Annotated in this window: 24 protein-coding genes; 8 read left to right on the top strand and 16 right to left on the bottom strand. The window is 67.0% G+C overall.

The window, feature by feature from the left end; all coding sequences use genetic code 11:
* Window positions 1-37: 37 nt before the first annotated feature.
* The 5 genes from WT53_RS06690 (at window position 38) to WT53_RS06670 (ending at window position 3,059) form a co-directional block, all read left to right on the top strand.
* Window positions 38-637, top strand: coding sequence for an NUDIX domain-containing protein (locus WT53_RS06690; protein ID WP_034206629.1), 600 nt, complete (start codon window positions 38-40; stop codon window positions 635-637).
* Window positions 634-1,014: a hypothetical protein gene (locus WT53_RS06685; RefSeq protein WP_060258922.1), complete on the top strand. Its 381-nt coding sequence runs from the start codon at window positions 634-636 to the stop codon at window positions 1,012-1,014. The genes WT53_RS06690 and WT53_RS06685 overlap by 4 nt, the downstream gene beginning before the upstream one ends.
* 185 nt (window positions 1,015-1,199) lie before the next feature.
* Entirely contained in the window at window positions 1,200-2,078 is an 879-nt protein-coding gene (locus WT53_RS06680) for a Sir2 family NAD-dependent protein deacetylase (protein WP_060258919.1), read from the top strand.
* Window positions 2,079-2,298: 220 nt separating this feature from the next.
* A complete protein-coding gene (gene crcB, locus WT53_RS06675) occupies window positions 2,299-2,685 on the top strand; it encodes a fluoride efflux transporter CrcB (protein WP_059791612.1) in 387 nt (128 codons plus the stop codon).
* A 23-nt stretch (window positions 2,686-2,708) separates the two neighbouring features.
* Window positions 2,709-3,059, top strand: a complete 351-nt coding sequence (locus WT53_RS06670; protein WP_034206633.1) for a DUF190 domain-containing protein — start codon at window positions 2,709-2,711, stop codon at window positions 3,057-3,059.
* A gap of 13 nt (window positions 3,060-3,072) precedes the next feature.
* Here the strand turns inward: WT53_RS06670 and WT53_RS06665 are convergent, their stop codons facing one another.
* Entirely contained in the window at window positions 3,073-3,636 is a 564-nt protein-coding gene (locus WT53_RS06665; protein WP_034206634.1) for a YggT family protein, read from the bottom strand.
* Between the two features lie 75 nt (window positions 3,637-3,711).
* Window positions 3,712-4,641 (bottom strand): Rossmann-like and DUF2520 domain-containing protein, encoded by a 930-nt coding sequence (locus tag WT53_RS06660; RefSeq protein WP_060258914.1) that lies wholly within the window; start codon window positions 4,639-4,641, stop codon window positions 3,712-3,714.
* Between the two features lie 513 nt (window positions 4,642-5,154).
* Here WT53_RS06660 and WT53_RS06655 point away from each other — a divergent pair.
* Window positions 5,155-5,445 carry a hypothetical protein gene (locus WT53_RS06655; RefSeq protein ID WP_034206636.1) on the top strand — a complete coding sequence of 97 codons (291 nt, stop codon included), beginning with the start codon at window positions 5,155-5,157 and terminating at the stop codon, window positions 5,443-5,445.
* Window positions 5,446-5,546: 101 nt separating this feature from the next.
* Here WT53_RS06655 and WT53_RS06650 read toward each other — a convergent pair whose 3' ends face one another.
* Together WT53_RS06650 and WT53_RS06645 are read right to left on the bottom strand one after the other, a co-directional pair.
* Window positions 5,547-6,215 (bottom strand): LysE family translocator, encoded by a 669-nt coding sequence (locus WT53_RS06650; protein WP_060258911.1) that lies wholly within the window; start codon window positions 6,213-6,215, stop codon window positions 5,547-5,549.
* A gap of 58 nt (window positions 6,216-6,273) precedes the next feature.
* The gene (locus WT53_RS06645) at window positions 6,274-7,830 is read right to left on the bottom strand and encodes a UbiD family decarboxylase (RefSeq protein WP_060258907.1); all 1,557 of its coding nucleotides are present in this window, start codon (window positions 7,828-7,830) and stop codon (window positions 6,274-6,276) included.
* 596 nt (window positions 7,831-8,426) lie between these two features.
* On the opposite strand from WT53_RS06645, the gene WT53_RS06640 reads away from it, so the two are divergent.
* Window positions 8,427-9,554 carry a transglycosylase SLT domain-containing protein gene (locus WT53_RS06640; protein ID WP_060258904.1) on the top strand — a complete coding sequence of 376 codons (1,128 nt, stop codon included), beginning with the start codon at window positions 8,427-8,429 and terminating at the stop codon, window positions 9,552-9,554.
* A 106-nt stretch (window positions 9,555-9,660) separates the two neighbouring features.
* Here the strand turns inward: WT53_RS06640 and WT53_RS06635 are convergent, their stop codons facing one another.
* The 10 genes from WT53_RS06635 to WT53_RS06590 form a co-directional block, all read right to left on the bottom strand.
* On the bottom strand, window positions 9,661-10,857 hold the full coding sequence (locus tag WT53_RS06635) for a pyridoxal phosphate-dependent aminotransferase (RefSeq protein WP_060258900.1): 1,197 nt from the start codon (window positions 10,855-10,857) through the stop codon (window positions 9,661-9,663).
* 69 nt (window positions 10,858-10,926) lie between these two features.
* The gene (gene nusB, locus WT53_RS06630) at window positions 10,927-11,364 is read right to left on the bottom strand and encodes a transcription antitermination factor NusB (protein ID WP_006476662.1); all 438 of its coding nucleotides are present in this window, start codon (window positions 11,362-11,364) and stop codon (window positions 10,927-10,929) included.
* Entirely contained in the window at window positions 11,361-11,876 is a 516-nt protein-coding gene (gene ribH / locus WT53_RS06625) for a 6,7-dimethyl-8-ribityllumazine synthase (protein WP_034206641.1), read from the bottom strand. Before ribH ends, nusB begins: the two co-directional genes overlap by 4 nt.
* A gap of 53 nt (window positions 11,877-11,929) precedes the next feature.
* Entirely contained in the window at window positions 11,930-13,072 is a 1,143-nt protein-coding gene (ribBA, locus tag WT53_RS06620) for a bifunctional 3,4-dihydroxy-2-butanone-4-phosphate synthase/GTP cyclohydrolase II (RefSeq protein WP_060258897.1), read from the bottom strand.
* 156 nt (window positions 13,073-13,228) lie between these two features.
* The gene (locus WT53_RS06615) at window positions 13,229-13,747 is read right to left on the bottom strand and encodes a DUF1993 family protein (RefSeq protein WP_059824294.1); all 519 of its coding nucleotides are present in this window, start codon (window positions 13,745-13,747) and stop codon (window positions 13,229-13,231) included.
* 369 nt (window positions 13,748-14,116) lie between these two features.
* Window positions 14,117-14,746 (bottom strand): riboflavin synthase, encoded by a 630-nt coding sequence (locus tag WT53_RS06610; RefSeq protein ID WP_059779572.1) that lies wholly within the window; start codon window positions 14,744-14,746, stop codon window positions 14,117-14,119.
* Window positions 14,747-14,760: 14 nt separating this feature from the next.
* Entirely contained in the window at window positions 14,761-15,882 is a 1,122-nt protein-coding gene (gene ribD / locus WT53_RS06605; protein ID WP_034206645.1) for a bifunctional diaminohydroxyphosphoribosylaminopyrimidine deaminase/5-amino-6-(5-phosphoribosylamino)uracil reductase RibD, read from the bottom strand.
* Between the two features lie 15 nt (window positions 15,883-15,897).
* Window positions 15,898-17,181 (bottom strand): glutamate-1-semialdehyde 2,1-aminomutase, encoded by a 1,284-nt coding sequence (hemL, locus tag WT53_RS06600; RefSeq protein ID WP_060258895.1) that lies wholly within the window; start codon window positions 17,179-17,181, stop codon window positions 15,898-15,900.
* A 136-nt stretch (window positions 17,182-17,317) separates the two neighbouring features.
* Window positions 17,318-18,898 carry a hypothetical protein gene (locus WT53_RS31980; RefSeq protein ID WP_082727475.1) on the bottom strand — a complete coding sequence of 527 codons (1,581 nt, stop codon included), beginning with the start codon at window positions 18,896-18,898 and terminating at the stop codon, window positions 17,318-17,320.
* 160 nt (window positions 18,899-19,058) lie between these two features.
* The gene (locus WT53_RS06590; protein WP_060258886.1) at window positions 19,059-19,508 is read right to left on the bottom strand and encodes a hypothetical protein; all 450 of its coding nucleotides are present in this window, start codon (window positions 19,506-19,508) and stop codon (window positions 19,059-19,061) included.
* A 250-nt stretch (window positions 19,509-19,758) separates the two neighbouring features.
* On the opposite strand from WT53_RS06590, the gene WT53_RS06585 reads away from it, so the two are divergent.
* The gene (locus WT53_RS06585) at window positions 19,759-20,976 is read left to right on the top strand and encodes a Bcr/CflA family multidrug efflux MFS transporter (RefSeq protein ID WP_059836871.1); all 1,218 of its coding nucleotides are present in this window, start codon (window positions 19,759-19,761) and stop codon (window positions 20,974-20,976) included.
* A gap of 104 nt (window positions 20,977-21,080) precedes the next feature.
* Here WT53_RS06585 and WT53_RS06580 read toward each other — a convergent pair whose 3' ends face one another.
* Both WT53_RS06580 and pgl read right to left on the bottom strand, forming a co-directional pair.
* A complete protein-coding gene (locus WT53_RS06580; RefSeq protein WP_027783791.1) occupies window positions 21,081-23,009 on the bottom strand; it encodes a bifunctional transcriptional regulator/glucokinase in 1,929 nt (642 codons plus the stop codon).
* Window positions 22,987-23,667 (bottom strand): 6-phosphogluconolactonase, encoded by a 681-nt coding sequence (gene pgl, locus WT53_RS06575; protein ID WP_034206649.1) that lies wholly within the window; start codon window positions 23,665-23,667, stop codon window positions 22,987-22,989. Before pgl ends, WT53_RS06580 begins: the two co-directional genes overlap by 23 nt.
* Window positions 23,668-23,748 lie beyond the last annotated feature (81 nt).

The following is a 23,748-nucleotide window of genomic DNA, read 5'->3' as shown; positions in this document are numbered from 1 at the left end:
ATCATGGGCGCCGTCCTTTGTCGAACCGGAGGCTGCAATGGCTGCAACGCGGGAGCGGGTCCGCATCGTCGATACGACGGTGCTGTCCGATGACTGGTATGTGCTGCGCAAGGTGACGTTCGATTTCCTGCGCCGCGACGGCACGTGGCAACGCCTGAGCCGCGAGACCTACGATCGCGGCAACGGCGCGACGATCCTGCTGCGTCATGCCGAAACGGGCGACGTGCTGCTGACGCGGCAGTTCCGGATGCCGGCGTTCGTGAGCGGGCACGACGGCATGCTGCTCGAGGCGGCCGCCGGCCTGCTCGACGACGAAACGCCCGAAGCGCGCATCCGCGCGGAAGCCGAGGAGGAGACCGGCTATCGCGTGCGCGGCGTGCGCAAGGTGTTCGAGGCGTTCATGAGCCCGGGTTCCGTGACGGAGAAGCTGCATTTCTTCGTCGGCGAATACGATGCGTCGCTGCGCACCGGCGCGGGCGGCGGCGTCGCGGAAGAGGGCGAGGATCTCGAGGTCGTCGAGATGCCGCTGCAGGCGGCGCTGGACGCGGTCGAGCGCGGCGAGATCGTCGATGCGAAGACGATCATGCTGCTCCAGTACGTCGCGCTGCGGGACACCGCGGGCGCGCGCGCCGCATGACGCCGCGGCTCGTGCTGGTCGCCGGCCCCTATCGCAGCGGCACGGACGGCGACCCGGCGCGCATCGCCGCGAACCTGCATCGGCTGGAAGCGGCGGCGCTCGCCGTGTATCGCCGCGGGCACGTGCCGATGATCGGCGAGTGGGTGTCGCTGCCGCTCGCGGCCGCGGCCGGGTCGACGCGGGTCGGCGACGCGATCGGCGAAACCTTCCTGTATCCGGCCGCGCACCGGCTGCTGCGGCGCTGCGACGCGGTGCTGCGGATCGACGGCGGGTCGCGCGGGGCGGATGCGGACGTGGCGCTTGCGCGGCGACTCGGCAAGCCGGTCTATTTCGCGGTCGACGAGATGCCGGTTGCGCGGGACGATTCGGCTGACTGAGCGAACATGGGCGCCGGTTGGCGGCATCGTCGGTGCGGCGCGTGCGGGGCCGGTCGGCATGTGCATCGCCCCAGGCCGGCGCGTGGCGTGCATGCCGCGTTGCGCGGCCGATGCAGCGCGGCGTCCCAACCGGCGTATGATCGCGACGCCACTCGCGCAATGCTCGACGCCACTGCTTCTCCATCATGCCTTTTTCCGATCCCGCTGATTTCGCCGATCCCTCCGGTTCCGCCGCCGCGCCGCTTCCCGCCGATCTCGTCGCGTCCGCCGTCGACGCACTCGCGCGCGCGGACGCATTGCTCGTCACGGCCGGCGCGGGCGTCGGCGTCGATTCCGGGCTGCCCGATTTTCGCGGTACGGACGGCTTCTGGCGCGCGTATCCGGCGCTGCGCCACGAGCGTTTCGAATTCCACGAGATCGCGTCGCCGCACGCGTTTCGTGCGCGTGCGCCGCTCGCGTGGGGGTTCTACGGGCACCGTCTCGCGCTCTACCGCGCGACGGTGCCGCACGCCGGCTTCGCGATCCTGCGCCGCTGGATCGACGCGATGCCGAACGGCGGCTTCGTGCTGACGAGCAACGTCGACGGCCAGTTTCAGAAAGCCGGCTTCGATCCGGCGCGCATCGTCGAGATCCACGGTTCGATTCATGCGATGCAATGCCTGCGCCCGTGCACGGACGAGACGTGGGACGCGGCGCCGTTCGTGCCGGAGGTCGACGAAACGACGTGCCGCCTGGTGGGCGACCTGCCGCGCTGCCTGCACTGCGGCGGGCTCGCGCGGCCGAACATCCTGATGTTCGGCGACACCGGCTGGCTCGGTACGCGCTACGACGTTCAGGCGCGCGCGCTCGAAGACTGGCTCGCGCGGGCCGGGCGCGTCGTCGTTGTCGAGATCGGCGCGGGCACCGCGATTCCGACCGTGCGCCTGTCGAGCGAACGGTTCGGCGCCGACGTGATCCGCATCAACGCGCGCGAAGCGCATGCGCGCCGGCCGGACGTGATCGGGCTGAAGGGCGGTGCGTTGGCGACGCTGAACGCGCTCGAGCGCGCGTGGCGCGGCGGCTGAGCCACGCGCCGACCGGCCGAGCCCGCGCCGATTACGGCCGCGCGACGAGCGCCGGCGCGATCGGCGAACCGAGGCCGCGGCGCGCGTGTGGAAATCGTGAAGGGCGTCGTGCGTCCGCGACACGATCCGCCGCCCGTCGGCATTGCCGGCGCGGCGCGATTGCGCATACAGTTCCGCGTAGGCCGCGCGCGCCGCGCGGCACCGCCAGACAGGAGTGCCCTTGTTCTATTCGATCGTCGCGATCTTCGTCGGCGCCGGGCTCGGCGCGTTGCTGCGCTGGTTCCTGAGCCTCGCGCTCAACGCGTTCTTTCCCGCGGTGCCGCTCGGCACGCTCGCGTCGAACCTGATCGGCGGCTATGTGATCGGCGTGGCCGCGGTCATGTTTACCGCGCGCGTCGGGTTGCCGCCCGAGTGGCGGCTGTTCGTGATCACGGGCTTTCTCGGCGGCCTCACGACGTTCTCGACCTTTTCGGTCGAAGTGATGACGCACGCGCTCGAGGGCGAATTCGGATGGGCATTGGCGGTGGCTGCCCTACACTTGACTGGATCGTTCGCGCTGACGGCGCTCGGCATGTGGACCGCGCGCGCGTGGCTCGCGGCGGCCTGAGCGGGCCGTCATCGGAGGGAGCGATGGACAGGGTCTTGTTGCGCTTCTACGTGCACGAGCAGCACCGGCTGCACTGGAAGCCGCTGTGGGAATGGCTGCTGGAAGAGGCGAACCGGATGGGCGTCGCGGGCGGCTCCGCGTTTCGTGCGATGGCCGGCTTCGGCCAGCATCGCGTGCTGCACGAGGATCGCTTCTTCGAACTGCAGGGCTCGGTCGCGATCGAGGTCGAATTCATCGTCACCGAGGACGAAGCGCAACGGCTGCTCGAGCGGCTGTCGCACGAGAAAGTGCGCGTGTGCTACGCGATGATGCCCGCGCGGTTCGGCGTGATCGACACGCTCGGCGCACCGCCGGCGCAGGGGCCGGCGGCGTAGGGCGCGGCGCGGATCAGATGCCGAACATCGTCAGCGACACGGCAGCGCGCGTGACGATCATCAGCAGCACCTGCACGATCACGAACAGCAGGATCGGCGACAGGTCGATGCCACCGAGGTTCGGGATCACGCGGCGCAGCGGGTTCAGGAACGGCGCGGTGAGCTGGTAGAGGATCGGCATCGCCGGCGAGTGCGGGTTGAGCCACGACAGCAGCGCCATCAGGATCGTCATCCAGATCACGAGATTGAGCGCCCACTTCACGACGGTGAGCAGCGCGACCACGACGAGCGTCGCGATCACGGCGGCCGGATCGAAGCCGGCCATCACGACCATCAGCACGACGTAGACGAGCGCGGTGAGCAGCGCGGCGACGACGCTGGCCCAATCGATGCCGCGTACGCCCGCGATCACGCGGCGTAGCGGCAGCACGAGCCAGTTGGTCGCCTGCAGCACGGCTTGCGTGACGGGGTTGTACGGCGGCACGCGGACGGCCTGCATCCAGACGCGCAGGATCAGCGCGGCACCGAATAGCGTGAAGACGGTATTGAGCAGAAAACGGGCGATCTCGCCGAACATCGTTGGCATCCTTTTTATACAGTCAGTAGCGTGCGGCCGCCAACGCCGGTTGGCGGCGCATCGGCCGACACCTTATCACGCCTCGTCTCGCGACGGGGAGGGGCGTGCGGCCGCGCGCGCGAGCGACGTTTCGACGGCTTCGGCCAGCGCCGGCAGCGAGGCCGGCGGCGTCGCGCGCTTCGCCGCGAGCGCGATCGCGCGGCGCGTCAGCAGCGCGTACAGTGCCGCATGATCGCCGCCGCGCGCCTCGAGCAGCGCGAGTTGGCGCTCGACGATGCCCGTGTCGCCGCGCGACACCGGCCCGGACAGCGCATTCGCGAGCCCCTTGTCGCGGGCAGTCTCGATCGTGCCGGCGAGCATCGGCAACAGCGCGCGCAGCGCGGCTTCCTCGTCGAAGCCGAGGCCGCGCCACAGCTCGACCGCTTCCGACAGCCCGCACAGCGCGAAGCTCGCCGCGTAGTGGGCGGCCGCGTGATACAGCATCCGGCCGCCGGCCGGAATCGACAGCGGATGGCAGCCGAGTGCGGCGGCGAGTCGCAGCAACGCCGCGTGCAGCGCACCGTCCGCTTCGATCGTGACCGAGCAGCCGTCGATGCGGGCGAGGTCGGCATCGGTGCCGCCGAACAAATAAAGAGGATGGAAGCCGCCGGTGGCCACGCCTTGCTGCTTCGCCGGGTCGAGCAGCGCGACCGGCGATGCGCCGCTGCAATGGACGACCGCCTGGCGGGCGGCGCGCGACGCGTCGAAGCGCAGCGCCGCGGCGCTCGACGCGAGATGATCGTCGGGCGTCGTCACGAAGATCAGGTCGGCGACGTCGGCCACCTGCTGCGGGGTATCGACCGCGCGGCAGCCGTCGATGCGCGCGGCGAGGCCGATGGCCGACGCCGGCGTGCGGCTCGCGATCGCGACGACGGGAAAGCCGGCCTGCGCGAAACGTTGCGCGACACAGCGCGCGAGGCGGCCGGCGCCGATGAAGCCGAGGCGGGGTGTGTCGGGAAGCGGCATGGCAGCGGATGTAAGCGAAAACGAAGCAGCCGTCAGTATCGCAGGAATGACGGCGGTGTCGCGCAAGCCCGCCTGCGAGGCGGCCGCACGTATGAATTACCGGTACGCGGTGCGATCGATGCGTGGGCAGGCGTCCGGTATCGCGGCGGAATCAGGATTACAGAATCCGACCCCGAAATTTCGTGCGCCGCCCCCGCTTGAAATGTCGGCATGTTGTCTCGAATTTGTAATCGTTCATTACGTACGCGTGCCGGCTGCGCGCGCCGGATCCGGTAAGACTGACCGGTCGTCGTGTCGCGACCCGACTTCTCGGATGGAATCGCGCGACCCGCAAGGGTCGCCGCCCACGCCGGGCCCCGCGCCGGGCGGCCGCTGCGGCCGCGCGCAATTGCAATTTGCAACAAATGCACGATACGCGCGGGGCGGGTTTTCGCTACATTGCTTGCATGCGACGTGCATGCCCGCCGTTGCCGACAGGAGCGCCTAAAATACCGCTCCAGCAGGAGAATCGAAGTGAAAAAGCTCATTCCGTTCATCGCCGCCGCCGCGCTGGGCCTGGGTGCCGCAAGCGCCGCGCAGGCTCACGTGTCGATCGGGGTCGGCATCGGCATCCCGGTCGCACCCGCGTATCCCGTCTATGCACCGCCGCCGCCCGTGTACTATGCGCCGCCGCCTCCGCCCGTGTACTACGCGCCGGCGCCGGCCTACTATGCGCCGCCGCCCGCCGTGGTCGTCGGCGGCTACTACGGCCGTCCGTACTGGCGTCATCACGGCTACTACGGGCACGGCTGGCGTCGCTGGTGATCCGACGCAAGCCGCGTCACGGCGAAACGGCGCAATGTCCGCAAGGGCATTGCGCCGTTTTCATTGGAGCCGCGCGGCTTCGCACGCGGCAGGCGTCGCCGCTACGCCGCGTGCGCGATCAGGTCGCGATAGCCGCCGACGATCACGCTGTACGAGAAATACGCAAACAGCAGCGCCGACGCGACGTGGCACGCGCGCATCAGCCCCGCGCCCGCGCGCTTGCGGCCCTGCGCCGCGAGCGTACACATGAAGAGCGTCCACGCGAGGCCGCCGAGGAAAAAGCCCGACAGGAACACCGATGCGGTGGCCGGGGTGGTCGCGCCGGCTTTCGCGATCAGCGCGCCGCCGACCGCTGCGAACCACAGGATCGCGCTCGGCGACGACATCGCGAGCAGCATCCCGCGCACGAAACTGCGCCGCGCGCTCGCCCGCGGCGGCGGGGCATCGTCGGCGTCGTCTTCGGCTGCCTTGACGGGCGCCAGCGCTTCGCGCGCCATCTTCCACGTGAGGAACAGCAGTACGGCGCCGCCGCCGATCCATACGATCCAGCGCACGGGTTCGAACTGCAGCAGCACGGCCATCCCCGCGAGCGCGAGCGCCGCGTAGACGAGATCGCCGACGCACGAGCCGACGCCGAGCCAGAAGCCCGGCCGGAAGCCGTGCGACAGCGTCAGCGACAGCATCGCGACGTTGACGAGGCCGATGTCGAGACACAACGATAGCGACAGAAAGAATCCGTCGGACAGCATGGAGGCGGGCGGAAAGCTCATCTTCTGGTTACATGCGGCGATTGCGATGCGCGGGCCGGCGGGCGCCGGCCGCGTGGCGTCAGAGGCCGATCTCCTGCCACAGCCGGTCGACGCGCGCCTTCACGGCCGCGTCCATCTCGATCGGGCGGCCCCATTCGCGATTCGTTTCGCCCGGCCACTTGTTGGTCGCGTCGAGCCCCATCTTCGAGCCGAGTCCGGCCACCGGCGACGCGAAGTCGAGATAGTCGATCGGCGTGCTGTCGACCATCACCGTGTCGCGCACGGGGTCGACGCGCGTCGTGATCGCCCAGATCACTTCCTTCCAGTCGCGGATGTTCACGTCCTCGTCGACGACCACGATGAACTTCGTATACATGAACTGCCGCAGGAAGCTCCACACGCCGAACATCACGCGCTTTGCGTGGCCCGCGTAGCTCTTCTTCATCTGGACGATGGCCATCCGGTAACTGCAGCCTTCGGGCGGCAAGTAGAAGTCGGTGATTTCCGTGAACTGCTTCTGCAGCAGCGGCACGAACACCTCGTTGAGCGCGACGCCGAGCACCGCGGGCTCGTCGGGCGGCTTGCCCGTATAGGTCGAATGGTAGATCGCGTCGCGGCGCATCGTGATGCGCTCGACGGTGAACACCGGAAACCACTCCTGCTCGTTGTAATAGCCGGTATGGTCGCCGTACGGCCCTTCGAGCGCGTGTTCGTACGCGGCCGCCGCGTTGCCGGCGGGCCGCGGCGGCGCGCCGACCGGCGCGGGGGCAGGGGCGCCTTCCTGCGGATGAATGAAGCCTTCCAGCACGATTTCCGCGCGCGCGGGCACCTGCAGCGTGTCGACGCCGGGCGTCAGGCACTTGGCGAGTTCCGTGCGGCTGCCGCGCAGCAGGCCGGCGAACTGATACTCGGACAGCGAATCGGGCACGGGCGTCACCGCGCCGAGCGTCGTGGCCGGATCGGCGCCGAGCACGACCGCGACCGGATAGGGCTTGCCGGGGTTGCGCAGCGCGAACTCGCGGAAGTCGAGCGCGCCGCCGCGGTGCGCGAGCCAGCGCATGATCAGCTTGTTGCGGCCGATCAATTGCTGACGGTAGATGCCGAGGTTCTGGCGCGGCTTGTTCGGCCCGCGCGTGACCGTCAGGCCCCACGTGACGAGCGGCCCCGCATCGCCGGGCCAGCAGGTCTGGATCGGCAGCTTGTTCAGGTCGACGTCGGCGCCTTCCCAGACGATTTCCTGGCACGGCGGCGACGACACCGACTTCGGCGCCATGTCCCACACCGCCTTCGCGAGCGACAGCAGCTTGCCGGCGTCCTTCAGGCTCTTCGGCGGATCGGGTTCCTTCAGCGCGGACAGCAGGCGCCCGAGATCGCGCAGCGAACCGAGCGCGGCATCGTCGCCCGCATCGACGCCCATCCCGAGCGCGACGCGGCGCGGCGTGCCGAACAGGTTGCCGAGCACCGGGAACGCATGGCCGGGCGGCGCGTTGAACAGCAGCGCCGGGCCGCCGGCGCGCAACACGCGGTCGCACAGCTCGGTCATTTCGAGCACGGGCGACACGGGCTGCGTGACGCGCCGCAGTTCGCCGAGCGCCTCGAGGCGCTGAATGAAATCGCGTAAGTCTTTGTATTTCATGAAGAAGGTCCGGGCTGCCCGCAGGACGGGCAGCGGTGGGCGGGGGCAGCGGCCGGCTGCGACCCCGAATCGACCGACGATTTTACCCGGGTCGCCGCGCGGCCGCCCGGCGCAGAAAAAAGTCGATCGAGCGCAAACCCCTTACGGCACGGGGATTGCGTTCTGAAGAGCGGTTTTAAATTACTTTTTGTTATGATTTGAAGGTTTTATAGTGTTGACGATCTATAAAACCCTGCTAGAATCCGCTCACATTGGTTGCAGGGTAAAAGGCTTCGAGCCGCCAATCACCGATCTTTGACGCAGCGCGTCACCGTCCGCCGAATCCTGCACGGCGTCTTCGACGGCCTTTGTCGTAGTCCCAACCAGCGCCACCAGACGCTGGTTTTTTGCGTGGGTGCCACCGCGTATGCCCGCCTCGCCCAGTGTGCGAAGGCGCCGGCCTTCTTACACCGTGGCCTCGAACGGTACTTATACCGTTTCCCCGATGCTTGCGCGTCCCAACCAAGGCGTGCGGCGTCGTGATTCCGCGGCGCGTTTTCCGTCTCGCCATCGAGCTGAGCGAGCCGCACGAGTCATGTTCATGGGAGATGATCTGAATGAACGCTTGGTTATCGTGGCGTCCCACCGAGCAGCATGCGCAAATCGTGCGCAACTTGCTGCGTCGCGGGACGCGTGTCAGTCACCATCTATTCAGCGTTGTCGGCTGTTTCGCTGTCGCGGTCGCGCTTGCACTGTGGCTGCTGCCGACCGTGCGCGGCACGCTCGCCGCGAAGCTGATGCCGGTCGTGTCCGCGGCCGTGCAGGCCGGTCCGGCCCGTCTGCTGTCCGGCCATCCGCTGCCGAACTTCGCGCCTGCCGGCGCGCAGCCGCAGCAGGAAGAGAGTCCGGAAACGGATGCGCTTGCAGTCGGCCTCGACGTCGCACCGGAAGCCGCCGCTCAGGGCGCCCAGGGCGATGCGTCCGATCCGGCCCGTAACGGCCCGTCGCCCGTCGCGCTGGCGAAACTGATCCCGATTCAGCGCGTGGCGGCCGATGCCCGCGACGATCGCGCGCTCGCGTCGAACCGCGAACAGGCGCTCGTCGCCACCTATCTGTCGCGCCGTTACCGCGTCGCCCAGGAGCCGCTCGGCCAGCTCGTCAAGGCGGCGTTCCAGACCGGTCGCGACGTCGGCCTCGATCCGCTGCTGCTGCTGTCCGTGATGGCGATCGAATCGGGCTTCAACCCGTACGCCGAAAGCGGCGTCGGCGCGAAGGGGCTGATGCAGGTCATGTCGAAGGTGCATTCCGACAAGTTCGAGTATTTCGGCGGCACCGACACCGCGCTGCAGCCGCTCGCGAACCTGCAGGTCGGCGCGCTGGTGCTGAAGGACTGCATCGCGCGCGGCGGTTCGCTCGCGAACGGCCTGCGCCTGTACAACGGCTCGACGAATCCCGACGACAACGGCTACGGCGCGAAGGTGATGGCCGAACGCGGCCGCCTGCGCGACGTCGCGCGTGGCCGCAGCGTGCCGATCAACGCGCCGCAGGCGCCCGCGCAACCCGCGAAGCCGATCGTCACCGCCGCTGCCGTGACGGCCGCGGCAGGCGGCGCGAAGCGCGTGCATGCGACGCTCGACGGCACGACCTCGATCAAGGCGGCGCCGAAGGAAGCCGCCCCGCAGGACGACGCGAGCGTCGATACCGCGAAGCAGTCGCACGGCGATCATTCGGAGCTCGGCGCGTAACGGTTGCGTTTCGGCGGCTCCGGCCGGCACGACATGAAAAAAGCACCCGACTCGGGTGCTTTTTCTTTTTGTGATGCTTGAAGCGGCGGTACGCCCCGGCGCGGCGTCAGTGCCGGCCGAACAGCGCCGCGAGCCGGTCGACGGCCTCTTCGAGCCGCGAGTAGGCCGTCGCATAGGACAGGCGGATATAGTCGCGCGGCGCATGGACACCGAAGTCCATGCCCGGCACCAGCACCACGCCTGCGTCGTGCAGCATCGCCTGCGTGAGTGCGGCGCTGTCGCCGGCCGCCGGGTGGGCGACGCCGCCGCAATGCGCATACACGTAGAACGCGCCGTCTGGCATCACCGGCACCGTGAAGCCGAGCCGTTCGAGCGCCGGTGCGATGAAATCGCGGCGGCGCTTGAATTCGAGCCGGCGTGTTTCGTAGATGTCGAGCGTCGCGGGTTCGAAGCAGGCGAGCGCCGCGTGTTGCGCGAGCGCGGACGGGCAGATGAACAGGTTCTGCGAGAGCTTCTCGAACGAGCCGACGAGCGCGGGCGGCACGACGAGCCAGCCGAGCCGCCAGCCCGTCATGCTGAAATACTTCGAGAAGCTGTTCACGGTGATGACGTCGTCGCCGAACGACAGCGCCGATACGGGCGCGGCGTCGTAGCTGAGCCCCTGGTAGATCTCGTCGACGATCGTGAAGCCGTGGCGTGCGCGCACCGCTTCGACGATCCGCTTCAGTTCGTCCGGTTCGAGCGACGTGCCGGTCGGGTTCGACGGCGACGCGAGCAGCACGCCGCGCGTGCGCGCGTTCCAGTGCGTGCGGACGTCGTTTTCGGTGAGCTGGAAGCGTGCGTCCGGGCCGCTCGGCACGAGCACCGGGCGACCTTCGGCCGCCGCGACGAAGTGCCGGTTGCACGGATACGACGGGTCGGGCATCAGCACTTCGTCGTCGCGGCCGACCAGCGCGAGGCACGCGAGCAGCAGCGCGGCCGATGCGCCGGCCGTCACGACGATCCGCTCGGGCGCGATCGCGAGGCCGTACGCGCGCGCATAGTGCGCGGCGATCGCCTCGCGCAGCGGCGCGATGCCGAGCGCGCTCGTGTACTGCGTGACGCCGCGGCGCAGCGCGGCCGCGGCGGCCTCGACGACCGGCTCCGGCGCGGTGAAATCCGGCTCGCCGATGCCCATGTGGATAACGTCGCGTCCCAAGGACTCGAGCCGCTGTGCCTCCTTCATCAATTCCATCACGTGGAAGGGCTGGATCGCGTCGACGCGTGCGGCGAGCGTGACGAGCGAATCGGCGGTGGTATTCATCGGCGGGCGGGGCGGAGGGGAAAAGAATGAAAAACGGGCGCTTGCGCGCCCGTGGACCAACCAACGGTATCAGCCGTTGCGACGCGCCTGCGTTTCGGCGGGGCGCAGCTTCGCGGCCAGCTTGTCGAGCACGCCGTTCACGTACTTGTAACCGTCGGAGCCGCCGAACGTCTTCGCGAGTTCGACGGCTTCGTTGATGATCACGCGATACGGCGTTTCGACGTGGTGCGTGAGCTCGAACGTCGCGATCAACAGCACCGCGCGTTCGACCGGTGACAACTGATCGATCGGACGGTCCAGCGACGGCGCCAGCGCTTCGACGAGCGTCGCATGTTCGCGGATCACGCCGTGCAGGATCGCTTCGAGCAGTTCCTTGTCAGCCTTGTCGTAACCGAGCGCGCCGCGCAGTTGCGCGTCGATCTCGCCGGAGGGCGCGTTCGACAGCAGCCACTGGTACAGGCCCTGCGTCGCCAGCTCGCGCGATTGTCGGCGGGCGCTCTTCTTCATGCGCGCTCCTCTTCGTCGTCTTCGTCTTCCTCTTCGTCCTCGTCGTCGCCGAGCTGGTCGAGCGCCATCGTCAGGTTGGCCATCTCGACGGCGACGCGTGCGGCGTCACGACCCTTTTCGGTCATGCGCGCGACGGCCTGCTCGTCGGTTTCGGTCGTCAGGACCGCATTCGCGATCGGCAGGTTGAAGTCGAGGCCGATGCGGGTGATGCCCGCGCCGCTCTCGTTCGACACGAGTTCGAAATGGTAGGTCTCGCCGCGGATCACCGCGCCGAGCGCGATCAGTGCGTCGAACTGGCCGCTTTCGGCGAGCTTCTGCAGTGCGAGCGGGATTTCCAGCGCGCCGGGCACCGACACGAGCAGCACGTCTTCACCGGTGACGCCGAGGCGCTCCAGTTCTTCGACGCACGCGTCGGCGAGGCCGTTGCACACGGGTTCGTTGAAGCGCGATTGCACGATGCCGATACGCAGGCCGTCGCCTTCGAGATTCGGTTGGTATTGTCCGATTTCCATGATCTGGTCCGTGGTGTGGATGAACGGTTATAGGGCGAAAGCGCCGTGGCGGGTTACGCGTGGGACGCCGGGCAGGACTTGGCCTCGCCGCCGGGCATCGGAATGAAGCCCGTGACTTCGAGGCCGTAGCCGGACATGCTGCCCAGCTTGCGCGGATTCGACAGCACCTGCATCTTGCCGACGCCGACATCGCGCAGGATCTGCGCGCCGATGCCGAACGTCTTGAAATCGACCGGCCGGCGCTTGAGCGCAGCGGCCTTTTCTTCCTCGTCGAACGCCTTGAAGACGTCGATCAGGTGTTCCTTCGTATCGCCGCAGTTGAGCAGCACGATCACGCCGAGGTCGCGTTCCGCGATCTCGCGCATCGCGGCGTCGAGCGTCCACGAGTGCGTCGAGATGCCCGTCTCGAGCAGGTCGAGCACCGACAGCGGCTCGTGCACGCGCACCGGCGTATCGACGTCGGGCGACGGCATGCCGCGCACCAGCGCGATGTGCGGCGAGCCGCTCGGCTGGTCGCGGTACAGCACCGCGCGGAACGTGCCGTGCGCGGTCTGCATCGTGCGCTCGGCGATCCGCTCGATGATCGATTCGGTGCGGCTGCGGTACTGGATCAGGTCGGCGATCGTGCCGATCTTCAGGTCGTGTTCCTTCGCGAATTCGATCAGGTCCGGCAGGCGCGCCATCGTGCCGTCGTCCTTGATGATCTCGCAGATCACCGCGGCCGGCGTGAGGCCCGCGAGCGCGGTGAAGTCGCAGCCGGCCTCGGTGTGGCCCGCGCGCACGAGTACGCCGCCCGGTTGCGCCATGATCGGGAACACGTGGCCCGGTTGCACGATGTGCTCGGGGCGCACGTCGTGCGCGACCGCCGTGGCGATCGTGTGCGCGCGGTCGGCGGCCGAGATGCCGGTCGTCACGCCTTCGGCCGCTTCGATGCTGACCGTGAACGCGGTGCCGTACTGCGTGCCGTTGCGATAGGTCATCAGCGGCAGGTGCAGCTGCTTGCAGCGTTCCTGCGTCAACGTCAGACAAATCAGGCCGCGGCCGTACCTGGCCATGAAGTTGATCGCTTCCGGCGTGACGAATTCGGCGGCGATCACGAGGTCGCCCTCGTTTTCGCGGTCTTCTTCGTCGACCAGGATCACCATCCGGCCGGCTTTCAGCTCGGCGATGATGTCGAGCGTGGAGGCGAGCGTCATAAGGGGGCGAGAAAGAGGAAAGTGCGTATTTTACGCCAGCCGGGCGGCGTTTCGGCTGGCGCGGGCCGGGCGGGGCCGGCCTGCGCTCCGGAAAGCGCTGTGGCCGGCCTGCGCGCGGGTGCGCACGGCAGCGGGCCGGCGGTGCGCGGCCGCGCGTCACGCGTGCTCGTTGCGCCCACCGAGGTAGTCCAGCTTGCCGAGTTCGACGCCGCTATGGCGCAGGATGTCGTACGCGGTGGTCACGTGGAAGAAGAAGTTGGGGAGCACGAAATTCAGCAGATACGACTGGCCGGTGAATTCGATCGGCCCGACGCGCATCTTCAGCACGACCTGGCGCGTCTCGCTGCCGTCGATCTGCGCGGCGTCGAAGCTTTTCAGGTAGTCGATCGTCTTCTGGATGCGCGCATGCAGTTCGTCGAAGGTCTGCTCGACGTCCGGGTAGCTCGGGATGTCCACGCCGGCGAGCCGCGCGGCGCAGCCCTTGGCCGTGTCGGTCGCGATGTAGACCTGGCGGACGAGCGGCAGCATGTCCGGATAGAGGCGTGCGCCGACGAATACCGACGGGTCGATCTGCTTTTCGGCCGCATGGGCCTGCGCCTTGCCGAGGATGTGTTGCAGGTTGGTGAGGCCGCGGATCAGGACGGGCAGCGAAGCCTGGTACATGGAGATGGACATGGGAACGACTCCTGTTGGAAGAGAGGCGGCGCGGTACGCGGCACGTCGTGCGTTGCGGCGTTGAAACCGCTGTCGACGCATCTTAGCGCGACGGCATGACCCGTGCGCGTCGTTGGCCGTTTGGCCAGGTGTCGGCTGGCCAAACGGTCAACGACCGAACGCGATCCCGATGGCGGCGTGTCGGTGTCCGGCGACGGAGCGGCCCGGCACGAAGTAGGGTGGGAGCAAAGCGCGGCGCGGCCCGTTCGGCCCATGCACGCTATCGGGCCGGTGGCCGGCGAGTGGTCAAGCGACGGGGCGGCGGCGACGCCCGAACCATGCCGGGCGAACCGCCAGCCGTCATTCCCCCCACCGGACGGGGCCGGCCGATCAGTCCTGATGCACGCCCTGCGACGACGACAGCATCCGCTCCACGTACCGCGCGATCATGTCGACTTCGAGATTGACCTTGTCGCCGGCCTTCACATGACGCAGCGTCGTGACTTCGACCGTATGCGGAATCAGGTTGATCGAGAATTCGCAGCCGTCCGCGCGATCGTCGATCGTATTGACGGTCAGGCTCACGCCGTTCACCGTGATCGAGCCCTTGTACGCGAGATAGCGGCCGAGTTCGCGCGGCGCGACGATCCGCAGTTCGTGCGACTCGCCGACCGGCGCGAAGCGCGACACGGTACCGAGGCCGTCCACATGGCCCGACACGATATGCCCGCCGAGGCGATCGTGCGCGCGCAGCGCCTTCTCGAGATTCACTTCGCCGGGCTGCGCGAGGCCGACCGTCCGGTTCAGGCTTTCGCGCGACACGTCGACGTCGAACGCGGTGTCGGTCTTTGCGATCACCGTCATGCACGCGCCCTGGATCGCGATGCTGTCGCCGAGCGCGACATCGGCCAGGTCGAGCCCGCCGGCCTGCACGGTCAGGCGTACGCCGGCGTCGGCCGACGTGCCGAGCGGGGCGATCGATTCGATGCGGCCGACGGCCGCGACAATTCCGGTAAACATCGTGACGATTCCGTTCAGTGAGAGGCGTCGGGCGACGCGAGCCGCGCGAGGATCCGCAAGTCGTCGCCGATCCGCTCGATACCGTGGAACGACAGCCGGGTGCGCGCATCGAGGCTCGCCGGCGCGGCGAGATCGAACATGCCGGCCGCGTCGGCGCCCAGCAGGCTCGGCGCCAGATACACCAGCAATTCGTCGACGCACCGTTCGCGCAGCAGCGAACCGTTGAGCTTGTGGCCGGCCTCGACGTGCAGCTCGTTGACGCCGCGCGCGCCGAGCGCCGCCAGCATCGCGGGCAGGTCGACCTTGCCGTGCGCGTTCGCGAGCGGCACGATTTCCGCGCCGCGCGACTTCAGTACGTTCGCGCGGACCTCGCCGGCGGCGTCGAGCCGGCCGCAGAAGATCAGCAGCGGCGCGCCTTCGAGCAGCCGCGCGTCGAGCGGCAGGTCGAGGCGGCTGTCCACGAGGATGCGTTGCGGCTGACGCGGCGTGTCGATGCCGCGCACGGTCAGCAGCGGATTGTCCTCGCGCACGGTGCCGATGCCGGTGAGGATAGCGCACGCGCGGGCGCGCCACGCGTGCCCGTCGAGGCGCGCGGCCTCGCCGGTGATCCACTGGCTTTCGCCGGACGGCAGGGCGGTGCGGCCGTCGAGCGATGCGGCGGTCTTCATCCGTACCCACGGGCGGCCGCGCGTCATCCGCGACACGAAGCCGATGTTCAGCTCGCCGGCCTCGTGCGCGAGCAGCCCGCAGCGCACGTCGATGCCCGCATCGCGCAGCATCCCGAGGCCGCGGCCCGACACCTGCGGATTCGGGTCTTCCATCGCCGCGACGACCTTCGCGACGCGCGCGTCGATCAGCGCGTTCGCACACGGCGGCGTGCGGCCGAAATGACTGCACGGTTCGAGCGTCACGTACACGGTCGAGCCCGCGACGTCGTGGCCGCGCGCACGCGCGTCCTTCAGCGCCTGCACTTCCGCGTGATCCTGGCCGGCCGGCTGCGTGAAGCCTTCGCCGATCACCTCGCCGTGCTTGACGATCACGCAGCCGACGCGCGGATTCGGCGCGGTCGTGTACATGCCGCGCGCGGCGAGCGCGAGCGCGCGCTGCATGTGGGCGAAATCGGTATCCGAGAACATGCGCGCGGCCCCGGGTCAGGCGGCGAGTGCCGCGAACGCGCGGCGCGCGGCCGCGAGCGTCGCGTCGATCACCGTGTCGTCGTGGGTGCTCGACACGAAACCCGCCTCGTAGGCCGACGGCGCGAAGTACACGCCCTCGTCGAGCATCAGGTGGAAGAAGCGGTTGAAGCGCTCGGTGTCGCTCTTCGTGACTTCCGCGAAGCTGCCCGGCACGCGCTCGGCGAAGTACAGGCCGAACATCGCGCCGATCGAGTCGGCCGCGAACGGCACGCCGGCCGCGCGCGCTTCGGCCGCGAGGCCGTCGGCGAGCCGCTTCGTCTGCGCGGTGAGCGCGTCGTAGAAGCCCGGCGCCTGGATCAGCTGCAGCGTCTTCAGGCCCGCGGCGACCGCGATCGGGTTGCCCGACAGCGTGCCGGCCTGGTAGACGCCGCCGAGCGGCGCGAGGTGGGCCATGATGTCGCGGCGGCCGCCGAACGCGGCGGCCGGCATCCCGCCGCCGATCACCTTGCCGAGGCAGGTGAGGTCGGCCGCGATCCCGTAGTGCGCCTGCGCGCCGCCGAGCGCGACGCGGAACCCGCACATCACCTCGTCGAAGATCAGCACGGCGCCGTGCTTCGTGCACAGCGCGCGCAGCGCGTTCAGGAATTCGGGCGTGCCGCGCACCAGGTTCATGTTGCCGGCCACCGGCTCGACGATCACCGCGGCGATTTCGTCGCCGAACGCGCCGAAGGCTTCCTCGAGCGCGGCGACGTTGTTGTATTCGAGGACGGACGTGTGCTTCGCGATGTCGGCGGGCACGCCAGCCGACGTCGGATTGCCGAACGTCAGCAGGCCCGAGCCGGCCTTGACCAGCAGGCTGTCCGCGTGGCCGTGGTAGCAGCCCTCGAACTTCACGATGCGGCTGCGGCCCGTGAAACCGCGCGCGAGACGCAGCGCGCTCATCGTGGCCTCGGTGCCGCTCGACACCATCCGCACCTGCTCGATCGACGGCACGAGCTTGCAGATTTCCTCGGCGATCTCGATCTCGGCTTCGGTCGGCGCGCCGAACGAGAAGCCGTCGGCGAGCACGTTCTGCACGGCCGACAGCACTTCCGGATGGACGTGGCCGACGATCATCGGGCCCCACGAACCGATGTAGTCGATGTACTGCTTGCCGTCGGCATCCCAGAAATACGGGCCTTGCGCGCGCGCGACGAAGCGCGGCGTGCCACCGACCGAACGGAACGCGCGTACCGGCGAGTTGACGCCGCCCGGAATGGTCTTCTGGGCGCGTTCGAAGAGGATCTGATTGTGTGACATGAAATAAGGAGCGGATAAGAAGAGAGGGTCGGGCGTCGAGTACGGTCGACGTTCGAACGAGAGGTCTGTCCGGAATTGTACTGGATGCCAATCAAGGGGGCATTTTGAGTCGAAATGCCCCCTTCTCCCGGCTTACTTACGTTTCTTCAGTCTGATCTTGTTCAGCTAAAGCATCCGCCCCCGATTTCCCTTCCGAACCTTGTAGAATCCGACGAAGCTCTTCTCCTTCAAAAATAGGGGTCGACCGCATTTTTTCTTTCGCTGTACTTTCACTAAGGTCGATTTCGGAGAGTCGATTTTGGAGGTTCCGCATGTACGCATAGCAACCAATATCGATTGAGAATGCTTGGTAGTTAGATCCGGTTTTAGATTTGTGGGTGAGAGAGTTGGCGACTCGATGAATAATTCTATAATCCATGAGTCGATAAAGAAGTAATTTCAAATCGTCATCGATTTGTATTTCATTTTCTGCCACAAGAAACACATTGCTTTTCTTTTCTAGGCAAAAGCTACGTATCGCGTATATTCCTTTGAGGAGGGTGTCTTGGTCTTGGCCTTCGGAATCTTGTTTGAGTTCCTCGATTCTTCGTTCGAAAGTTTCTTTGCTGAGGAAGCGCACATCGTCCTTCCCAATTTTTCCGTTGGGATCGCTTGTTTTAACTCGATCGAGAACTTCGAGGAAAAAGGACATGCAATCTCGAGGCACGCCGCCACCCGCCAGTACTAGTCGATCGAATCCCTTTCCTTTGAAGAGTGCATCGAATTCGGCGGCACTCATTCCGGCGAGCTTGGAGTATTCTAAGAAAATCCCCCTGTTTTGAGAAAGAGTGCGATCAAAATGTTCAAAGGTAAAGTCGATGTTTATGGGTTGATAGTCGTGACGCTCTTGGATTCCAATTGGTTGTCCTGCGCGCTCAATATACATTACTGAGTTATGCTTCAATGTCGCGATTTTAAACTTAAGGGGCGTGTCTTTGCAAAGGCGGTGAATATAATCGGCGACGAATGGCTGGTCGGCTCGGTTTAGGTGATAAAAGTCGTCGATCTGTATAAATACGGATTTCAGCTTCTTTGAAATGGAAAAGAAATCTCTAACGTTATTTTTATAGGTTGGAAGATTGTGATTGAGTTGTTGTAATTTATTTTCGTTCTGAACGTATTTTTTCTCAATGTCGCTCAGGCTCTTGAACAGACGGCTGGTAGTGGCCGTGGTCGATGCGTCGGCCGCTGATGCTTTTACTCCCACCTTAAGGTCGATGCCATCCTTGCTCTCGTTATGATTTGCCTCAGTGGTTTTGATTTCAATGGATTGTTGATCGGGGGTTTGCCTCAAGGTAGAGAGGCTGGAATTAATTTCGGAGAGAATGTTTTTTAGTTTTTTGCTTCGCCCAAACCAGCCAAGCAGATTTTTGTCAAGCTCCTTGAATGTGGCCTCAAGGAGTTCGATCAACACGTTTGGAAACGAGTGGTGCTTGAAATCTTCGCAGTTGATGTAGATGGCTTTTGTGTCCGCGGCAAGTTTGCGGCGGGAGTGATGCAAGAGAAGCGTCTTCCCGCAGCCGCGGCGAGCGAAGATACAGTGGCTTTGCTTCGCAGCAGCATCATTGAGAGTGTGACCGGTGCTGATGTAGTTTACTCGGTCGTTGGCTAGCTGCGTTCTGAGGTTTTCATTAATAATGTTTCTAAGCTTTTCGAGTTTTTCTTCTTGAGTAGTCATTTGGTCTCTCGTGGTCATTTGGTTTGTTGCGTTGACGGCGTTCTTATTGTAGCGGCTGGTGGTGTTTTTGAGTAGTGATTGTTGCTTGATGTGGGGCGGGGTGCTTGGTGAAAAATCAACTGCGCAAATGGTAATTTCTACGGCGTATTTTTCAGAATCTTTAGAACTGTTCTATTCTTTTTTTCAGCTCGGCCCAGCGCTTTTCGAGTGGGCCTTCGACCATCGGCTTGATCGACGTGCCGGAGCTCTGCGCATCCCAGGTTTGCACCGAATACGGATGGACGCGCAGCGCGTCGCGCGCAATCACGACGTCCTGATGCGCGTCGACCAGCCAGTCGTACACGAAGTCGATGCAGAGCCGGTAGCCGCGCTTCGTCGCCGGATCGGGCACCTCGTAAGGTGCGCGTGTCACGTAGCCGGAGCCGAACACGCCCTTGGGCGCCTGCGCGACGCGGTGCAGGAATACGCGGTCGCCCGGCAGGATGCCGCGCGCGAAGCCGCAGCCCCATACGTCATGCACGGCCTCGCCGGCCTTCACGCGCGCGGCGACGTCGGGCAGTTCGGGCCATGGCCATTTCTTGGGGCTCCAGATCAGCAGGAAAGCGGTCATCGGTTCGGTCGTACGTCGAATGGATCGGACAAGCGCGGCGGGCAGCCGCAAGCTTAATCGAATCCGCCGCCGTGCTCGTGGGTGCGCGCGACGCGCGTGGGCGGCTCCCCGGCCGCCGCCGCGCGCGGTCCGAGGCACGCAAAAAAGTTGCGCGTACAATCATGGGCCTGAACGCGCCGCTTGCGGTGCGGCTTCCCGTCTTCACCGTCACGCGCGCCCCGATGCGCGCGGACTCCCATTCCGGATACCCATGTCCCACGTCGTCCGGCGCCGGCCCGATGCCCGGCTGATCCTGTTGCTCGGCGCGCTCGCGGCCTGCGGGCCGATCGCCACCGACATGTACCTGCCGAGCCTGCCGTCGATCGCCGCCGGCTTTTCGGTCAGCCCCGGCGCCGCGCAGCGCACGCTGACCAGCTTCATGGCCGGCTTCTCGATCGGCATGCTGCTGTACGGCCCGCTGTCCGACACGTGGGGCCGCCGGCCCGTGCTGCTCGGCGGGATCGCGCTGTTCACGCTCGCGAGCGTCGGCTGCTTCGTGTCGGGCTCGATCGACATGCTGATCGTCGTGCGCTTCCTGCAGGCGCTCGGCGCCGGCGCCGCGTCGGTGCTCGCACGTGCGATCGCACGCGACGCGCACGAGCCGAGCGACGCGGCGAAGGTGCTGTCGATGGTCGCGATCGTCACCGCGGTCGGGCCGCTGCTCGCGCCGCTGATCGGCGGCCAGATCCTGCGCTTCGCCGGTTGGCGTGGCGTGTTCGTCGTGCTGGCCGTGTTCGGCGCGATCTGCGCGACGACCGCGTATCTGCGGGTGCCCGAAACCTGGCCGAAGGAGCGGCGCAAGAGCGCGGCCGTGCTCGCGTCGTTCGCATCGTACGGGCGCATCCTGTCCGACCCGGTCGCATGGGGGCACATGCTGTGCGGCGGGATGGCGTTCGCGTCGATGTTTTCGTACATCACCGCGACGCCGTTCGTGTACATCGAGTATTTCCACGTGTCGCCGCAGCACTACGGGCTGCTGTTCGGCCTGAACGTCGTCGGGATCATGATCGGCAACTTCGCGAACACGCGCCTCGTCGGCCGCATCGGTTCGCTGCGCATCATCGCGGCCGCATCGCTCGTGAGCTGCGTCGCGTCGCTCGCGGTCGCGCTCGTCGCGCTGACGGGGTGGGGCGGGCTGTGGTCGATCGTCGTGTGTCTGTTCTTCGTCGTCGGCGTGGTCGGGATCCTGTCCGCGAACTGCACGACCGACCTCATGCACCGCTATCCGCATAACGCGGGCGCGTCGGCGGCCGTGTTCGGCGCGATGCAGCTCGCGCTCGGCGCGCTGGCGAGCGTGGCGATCGGCGTACTCGCGGACGGCACGCCGTTCGCGATGGGCGTGACGATCGGCGTGTCGGGCCTGCTGTGTTTCGCCGGGCGCTACCTCGTGCTGCGCTGGCACGGCCGGCCGGTGAAAGCGGGCGCCTGAGCCGCCCCGCCAGCCGGGCCGCGCAATGAAGAACGCCACCGCGCGCGATGCGCCGGTGGCGTTTTTCATCGGGACGCGAGCAGCGGCGCTCGCCGCGCCGCGCGTCAGTCCCGCGCGACGTCCTTCGCCGCCGGCGACGCGCCGTGGCTCAGCCAGTCGAGCACGTCGGCCGTTTCGTCGTCGGCGGCGCGCGCCTTCGCCTGCGCGACGGCCTCGGGCAGCTCGCCGTTGGTCGACGCGCGACGGATCGCGACGCCGACCGCGAGGATGTCGATCATCAGCAGATGCAGGATCCGCGAGATCATCGACAACTGCGATTCGCGCATCTCGATGTGGTCGGTCTCGAGCGCGACGGTCGCGCGCTTCGCGAGCGGCGTGTTGCTCGACGTGATCGCGATCACCTTCGCGCCGGCCTGCATCGCGACGTCGAGCACGCGCAGCAGCTCGGGCGCGCGCCCCGACTTCGACACCGCGACGATCACGTCGCCCTTGCCGAGCAGCGCGGCCGACGCGGCCTGCATGTACAAATCGCCGTACGCGATCGTCGGAATCCCGAAGCGGAAGAACTTGTAGTGCGCGTCCTGCGCGACGATGTTCGAATTGCCGAGCCCGTAGAACTCGATGCGCCGCGCGCCGTTCAGGATCTCGATCGCGTTTTCGACGTGCTCGAAATTCAGGTGCTCGCGCAGTTGCAGGATCGCGGACACCGTGTTGTCGAGCACCTTCGCGCCGAAATCGGTGGCCGTGTCGCCGAGATGCACCTGGCTGTGGCTCATCGGAATCGTGCCGGTGAGACCGGTCGCGAGCTTCAGCTTGAAGTCCGACAGGCCCTGGCAGCCGAGCGAGCGGCAGAAGCGGATCACCGTCGGCTGGCTCACGTCGGCCTTGCGCGCGATGTCGACGATCGGATCGTTGATGATCGAGCGCGGATGGTTCAGCGCGAGATCGGCGACGCGGCGTTCGGCCGGCGTCAGCGCGTCGCGCATCTGGCGGATCCGCTCGAACACGGCCGACGACGCGCCGCCGGAACGATTCGACAACTGCTCCGCGAGAATCGCCGACACGCCGAGGAACGCCGGGTATTCGGCGGTGATCAGGTAGGTCGGGATGTTCTCGAGATAGTGCGCGAAGCGGCCCTTCGCCTCGAAGCGCGCACGGAACGACGAGCGCGTGAACAACTCGCCGAGCTTCAGCGCGACACCGCCGCCGATATAGACGCCGCCGAGCGCGCCGAGCGTCAGCGCGACGCTGCCGGCGAACGAGCCGAGAATCCCGCAAAAGCATTCGACGGTTTCGAGCGCGAGCGCGTCGCCCGCATGCGCGCGCTCGACGATCTCCACCGTATCGACGGACGCGGCGACGCGCTTCTTGTCGCGCGCAGCGAGCGCCCGATAGATGATCTCCATGCCGGGGCCCGCGCACACGCGTTCGAACGATACGTGCGGAAATTTCTTGCGCGCGTATTGCAGCACCAGATCCTCGCGCTCGTCCTGCGGCGCGAACGACGCATGACCGCCTTCGCTGCCGAGCGCAATCCAGCGGTCGTCCGCCGGAATCAGGCCCGACACGCCGAGTCCGGTGCCGGGCCCGAGCAGCCCGATCACGCTGTTCTGGCGGCGCGTGCCGCCGCCGATCTGTACGCGCTGCGCATCGGTCAGGCCGGGCAGCGCCATCGCGAGCGCGGTGAAGTCGTTGACGACCAGCAGCGTGTCGAAGCCGAGCGCGCGGCGCGTCGCCTCGATCGAGAAGCGCCAGTCGTGATTGGTCATCGTGACCTGATCGCCGTCGACCGGGTTCGCGATCGCGATCGCCGCGTGGTTCACGCGGCTGATCTTCACGTCCTTCAGATACTTGCGGATCGCGTCGGTGATCGTCGGATAGTCGGCGCCGGGATACACGCGGATCTGCGTGATCTCGCCCGGGCCGGTTTCCAGCGCGAAGCGCGCGTTGGTGCCGCCGACGTCCGCGAGCAGGCGCGGGCCGTCGGCATGCTGACCCGCGACGACCGCCTTACTTTGCGCACCAGTAGACATCGAGCTGGGTCCCCTTGTCGTTGGCCAGTTGGGAAATCGCGTTCTTCTGCAGCGACGCGGCCGCGGCGTCGAGCACGTCGCGCTTGCGGGCACCCGCGATCAGCAGGAACAGCCGCTCGACGCGCTTGAGCGCATCGAGCGAATAGCTCACGCGTGCATGGGGCGCCGCGCCCGGATGCACGGCGACGAAACGCTCGGGCGTCGTGATCGCGTGGTCCCATTCGGGCGCGTCGGCGAAGATCGACGCGGTGTGGCCGTCCTCGCCCATGCCGAGCACCGCGACGCTCGGCACGCGGTAATCGGCGTTCGCGTTGAGCGCGGCGACCCGCGCGTCGAGCGTGGTGCGCGTGTCGACGAGCGGCAGAAAGCGGGCAGGGGCCGCCGCGTGCTGCAGCAGCGTGTCGCGCACGAGTTGCGCATTGCTCGCCGCGTCGTCGTCCGGCACCCAGCGGTCGTCGACCAGCGTGACGTCGACGCCGGCCCAGTCGAGCGCCGCATGCGACAGCGTGTGCAGGAACGGGCGCGGGCTGGTGCCGCCGGACACCGCGAGCGTCGGGCGCGCGGGGCCGGCGAGCGCCGCGCGCAGCGCGTCGCCGACGGCGCGCGCGAGCGCTTCGCTTTGCGCTTCCTGGGTGTCGAAAGCGTGGATCTCGATCACATCTCCTCCGGACTGCTTTGTCTGTTCAAATCGTACGAATCGTGAAGCGTGTTGCCGCGTACGGTGGCGTACGCGGCAACG

This window comes from Burkholderia sp. MSMB2157WGS (assembly GCF_001532755.1).
Lineage (GTDB): Bacteria > Pseudomonadota > Gammaproteobacteria > Burkholderiales > Burkholderiaceae > Burkholderia.
The sequence above is the reverse complement of the archived record's forward strand: the minus strand, read 5'-3'. Positions and strand labels throughout refer to the sequence as shown.

Bases quoted from the DNA above. Each gene is read 5' to 3' on its own strand.
- WT53_RS06690 (WP_034206629.1), top strand. From the start codon at position 38: ATGGCTGCAACGCGGGAGCGGGTCCGCATCGTCGATACGACGGTGCTG.
- WT53_RS06685 (WP_060258922.1), top strand. From the start codon at position 634: ATGACGCCGCGGCTCGTGCTGGTCGCCGGCCCCTATCGCAGCGGCACG.
- WT53_RS06680 (WP_060258919.1), top strand. From the start codon at position 1,200: ATGCCTTTTTCCGATCCCGCTGATTTCGCCGATCCCTCCGGTTCCGCC.
- WT53_RS06670 (WP_034206633.1), top strand. From the start codon at position 2,709: ATGGACAGGGTCTTGTTGCGCTTCTACGTGCACGAGCAGCACCGGCTG.
- WT53_RS06665 (WP_034206634.1), bottom strand. From the start codon at position 3,636: ATGTTCGGCGAGATCGCCCGTTTTCTGCTCAATACCGTCTTCACGCTA.
- WT53_RS06660 (WP_060258914.1), bottom strand. From the start codon at position 4,641: ATGCCGCTTCCCGACACACCCCGCCTCGGCTTCATCGGCGCCGGCCGC.
- WT53_RS06650 (WP_060258911.1), bottom strand. From the start codon at position 6,215: ATGAGCTTTCCGCCCGCCTCCATGCTGTCCGACGGATTCTTTCTGTCG.
- WT53_RS06645 (WP_060258907.1), bottom strand. From the start codon at position 7,830: ATGAAATACAAAGACTTACGCGATTTCATTCAGCGCCTCGAGGCGCTC.
- WT53_RS06640 (WP_060258904.1), top strand. From the start codon at position 8,427: ATGAACGCTTGGTTATCGTGGCGTCCCACCGAGCAGCATGCGCAAATC.
- WT53_RS06635 (WP_060258900.1), bottom strand. From the start codon at position 10,857: ATGAATACCACCGCCGATTCGCTCGTCACGCTCGCCGCACGCGTCGAC.
- nusB (WP_006476662.1), bottom strand. From the start codon at position 11,364: ATGAAGAAGAGCGCCCGCCGACAATCGCGCGAGCTGGCGACGCAGGGC.
- ribH (WP_034206641.1), bottom strand. From the start codon at position 11,876: ATGGAAATCGGACAATACCAACCGAATCTCGAAGGCGACGGCCTGCGT.
- ribBA (WP_060258897.1), bottom strand. From the start codon at position 13,072: ATGACGCTCGCCTCCACGCTCGACATCATCGCCGAGCTGAAAGCCGGC.
- WT53_RS06615 (WP_059824294.1), bottom strand. From the start codon at position 13,747: ATGTCCATCTCCATGTACCAGGCTTCGCTGCCCGTCCTGATCCGCGGC.
- WT53_RS06610 (WP_059779572.1), bottom strand. From the start codon at position 14,746: ATGTTTACCGGAATTGTCGCGGCCGTCGGCCGCATCGAATCGATCGCC.
- ribD (WP_034206645.1), bottom strand. From the start codon at position 15,882: ATGTTCTCGGATACCGATTTCGCCCACATGCAGCGCGCGCTCGCGCTC.
- hemL (WP_060258895.1), bottom strand. From the start codon at position 17,181: ATGTCACACAATCAGATCCTCTTCGAACGCGCCCAGAAGACCATTCCG.
- WT53_RS31980 (WP_082727475.1), bottom strand. From the start codon at position 18,898: ATGACTACTCAAGAAGAAAAACTCGAAAAGCTTAGAAACATTATTAAT.
- WT53_RS06590 (WP_060258886.1), bottom strand. From the start codon at position 19,508: ATGACCGCTTTCCTGCTGATCTGGAGCCCCAAGAAATGGCCATGGCCC.
- WT53_RS06585 (WP_059836871.1), top strand. From the start codon at position 19,759: ATGTCCCACGTCGTCCGGCGCCGGCCCGATGCCCGGCTGATCCTGTTG.
- WT53_RS06580 (WP_027783791.1), bottom strand. From the start codon at position 23,009: ATGTCTACTGGTGCGCAAAGTAAGGCGGTCGTCGCGGGTCAGCATGCC.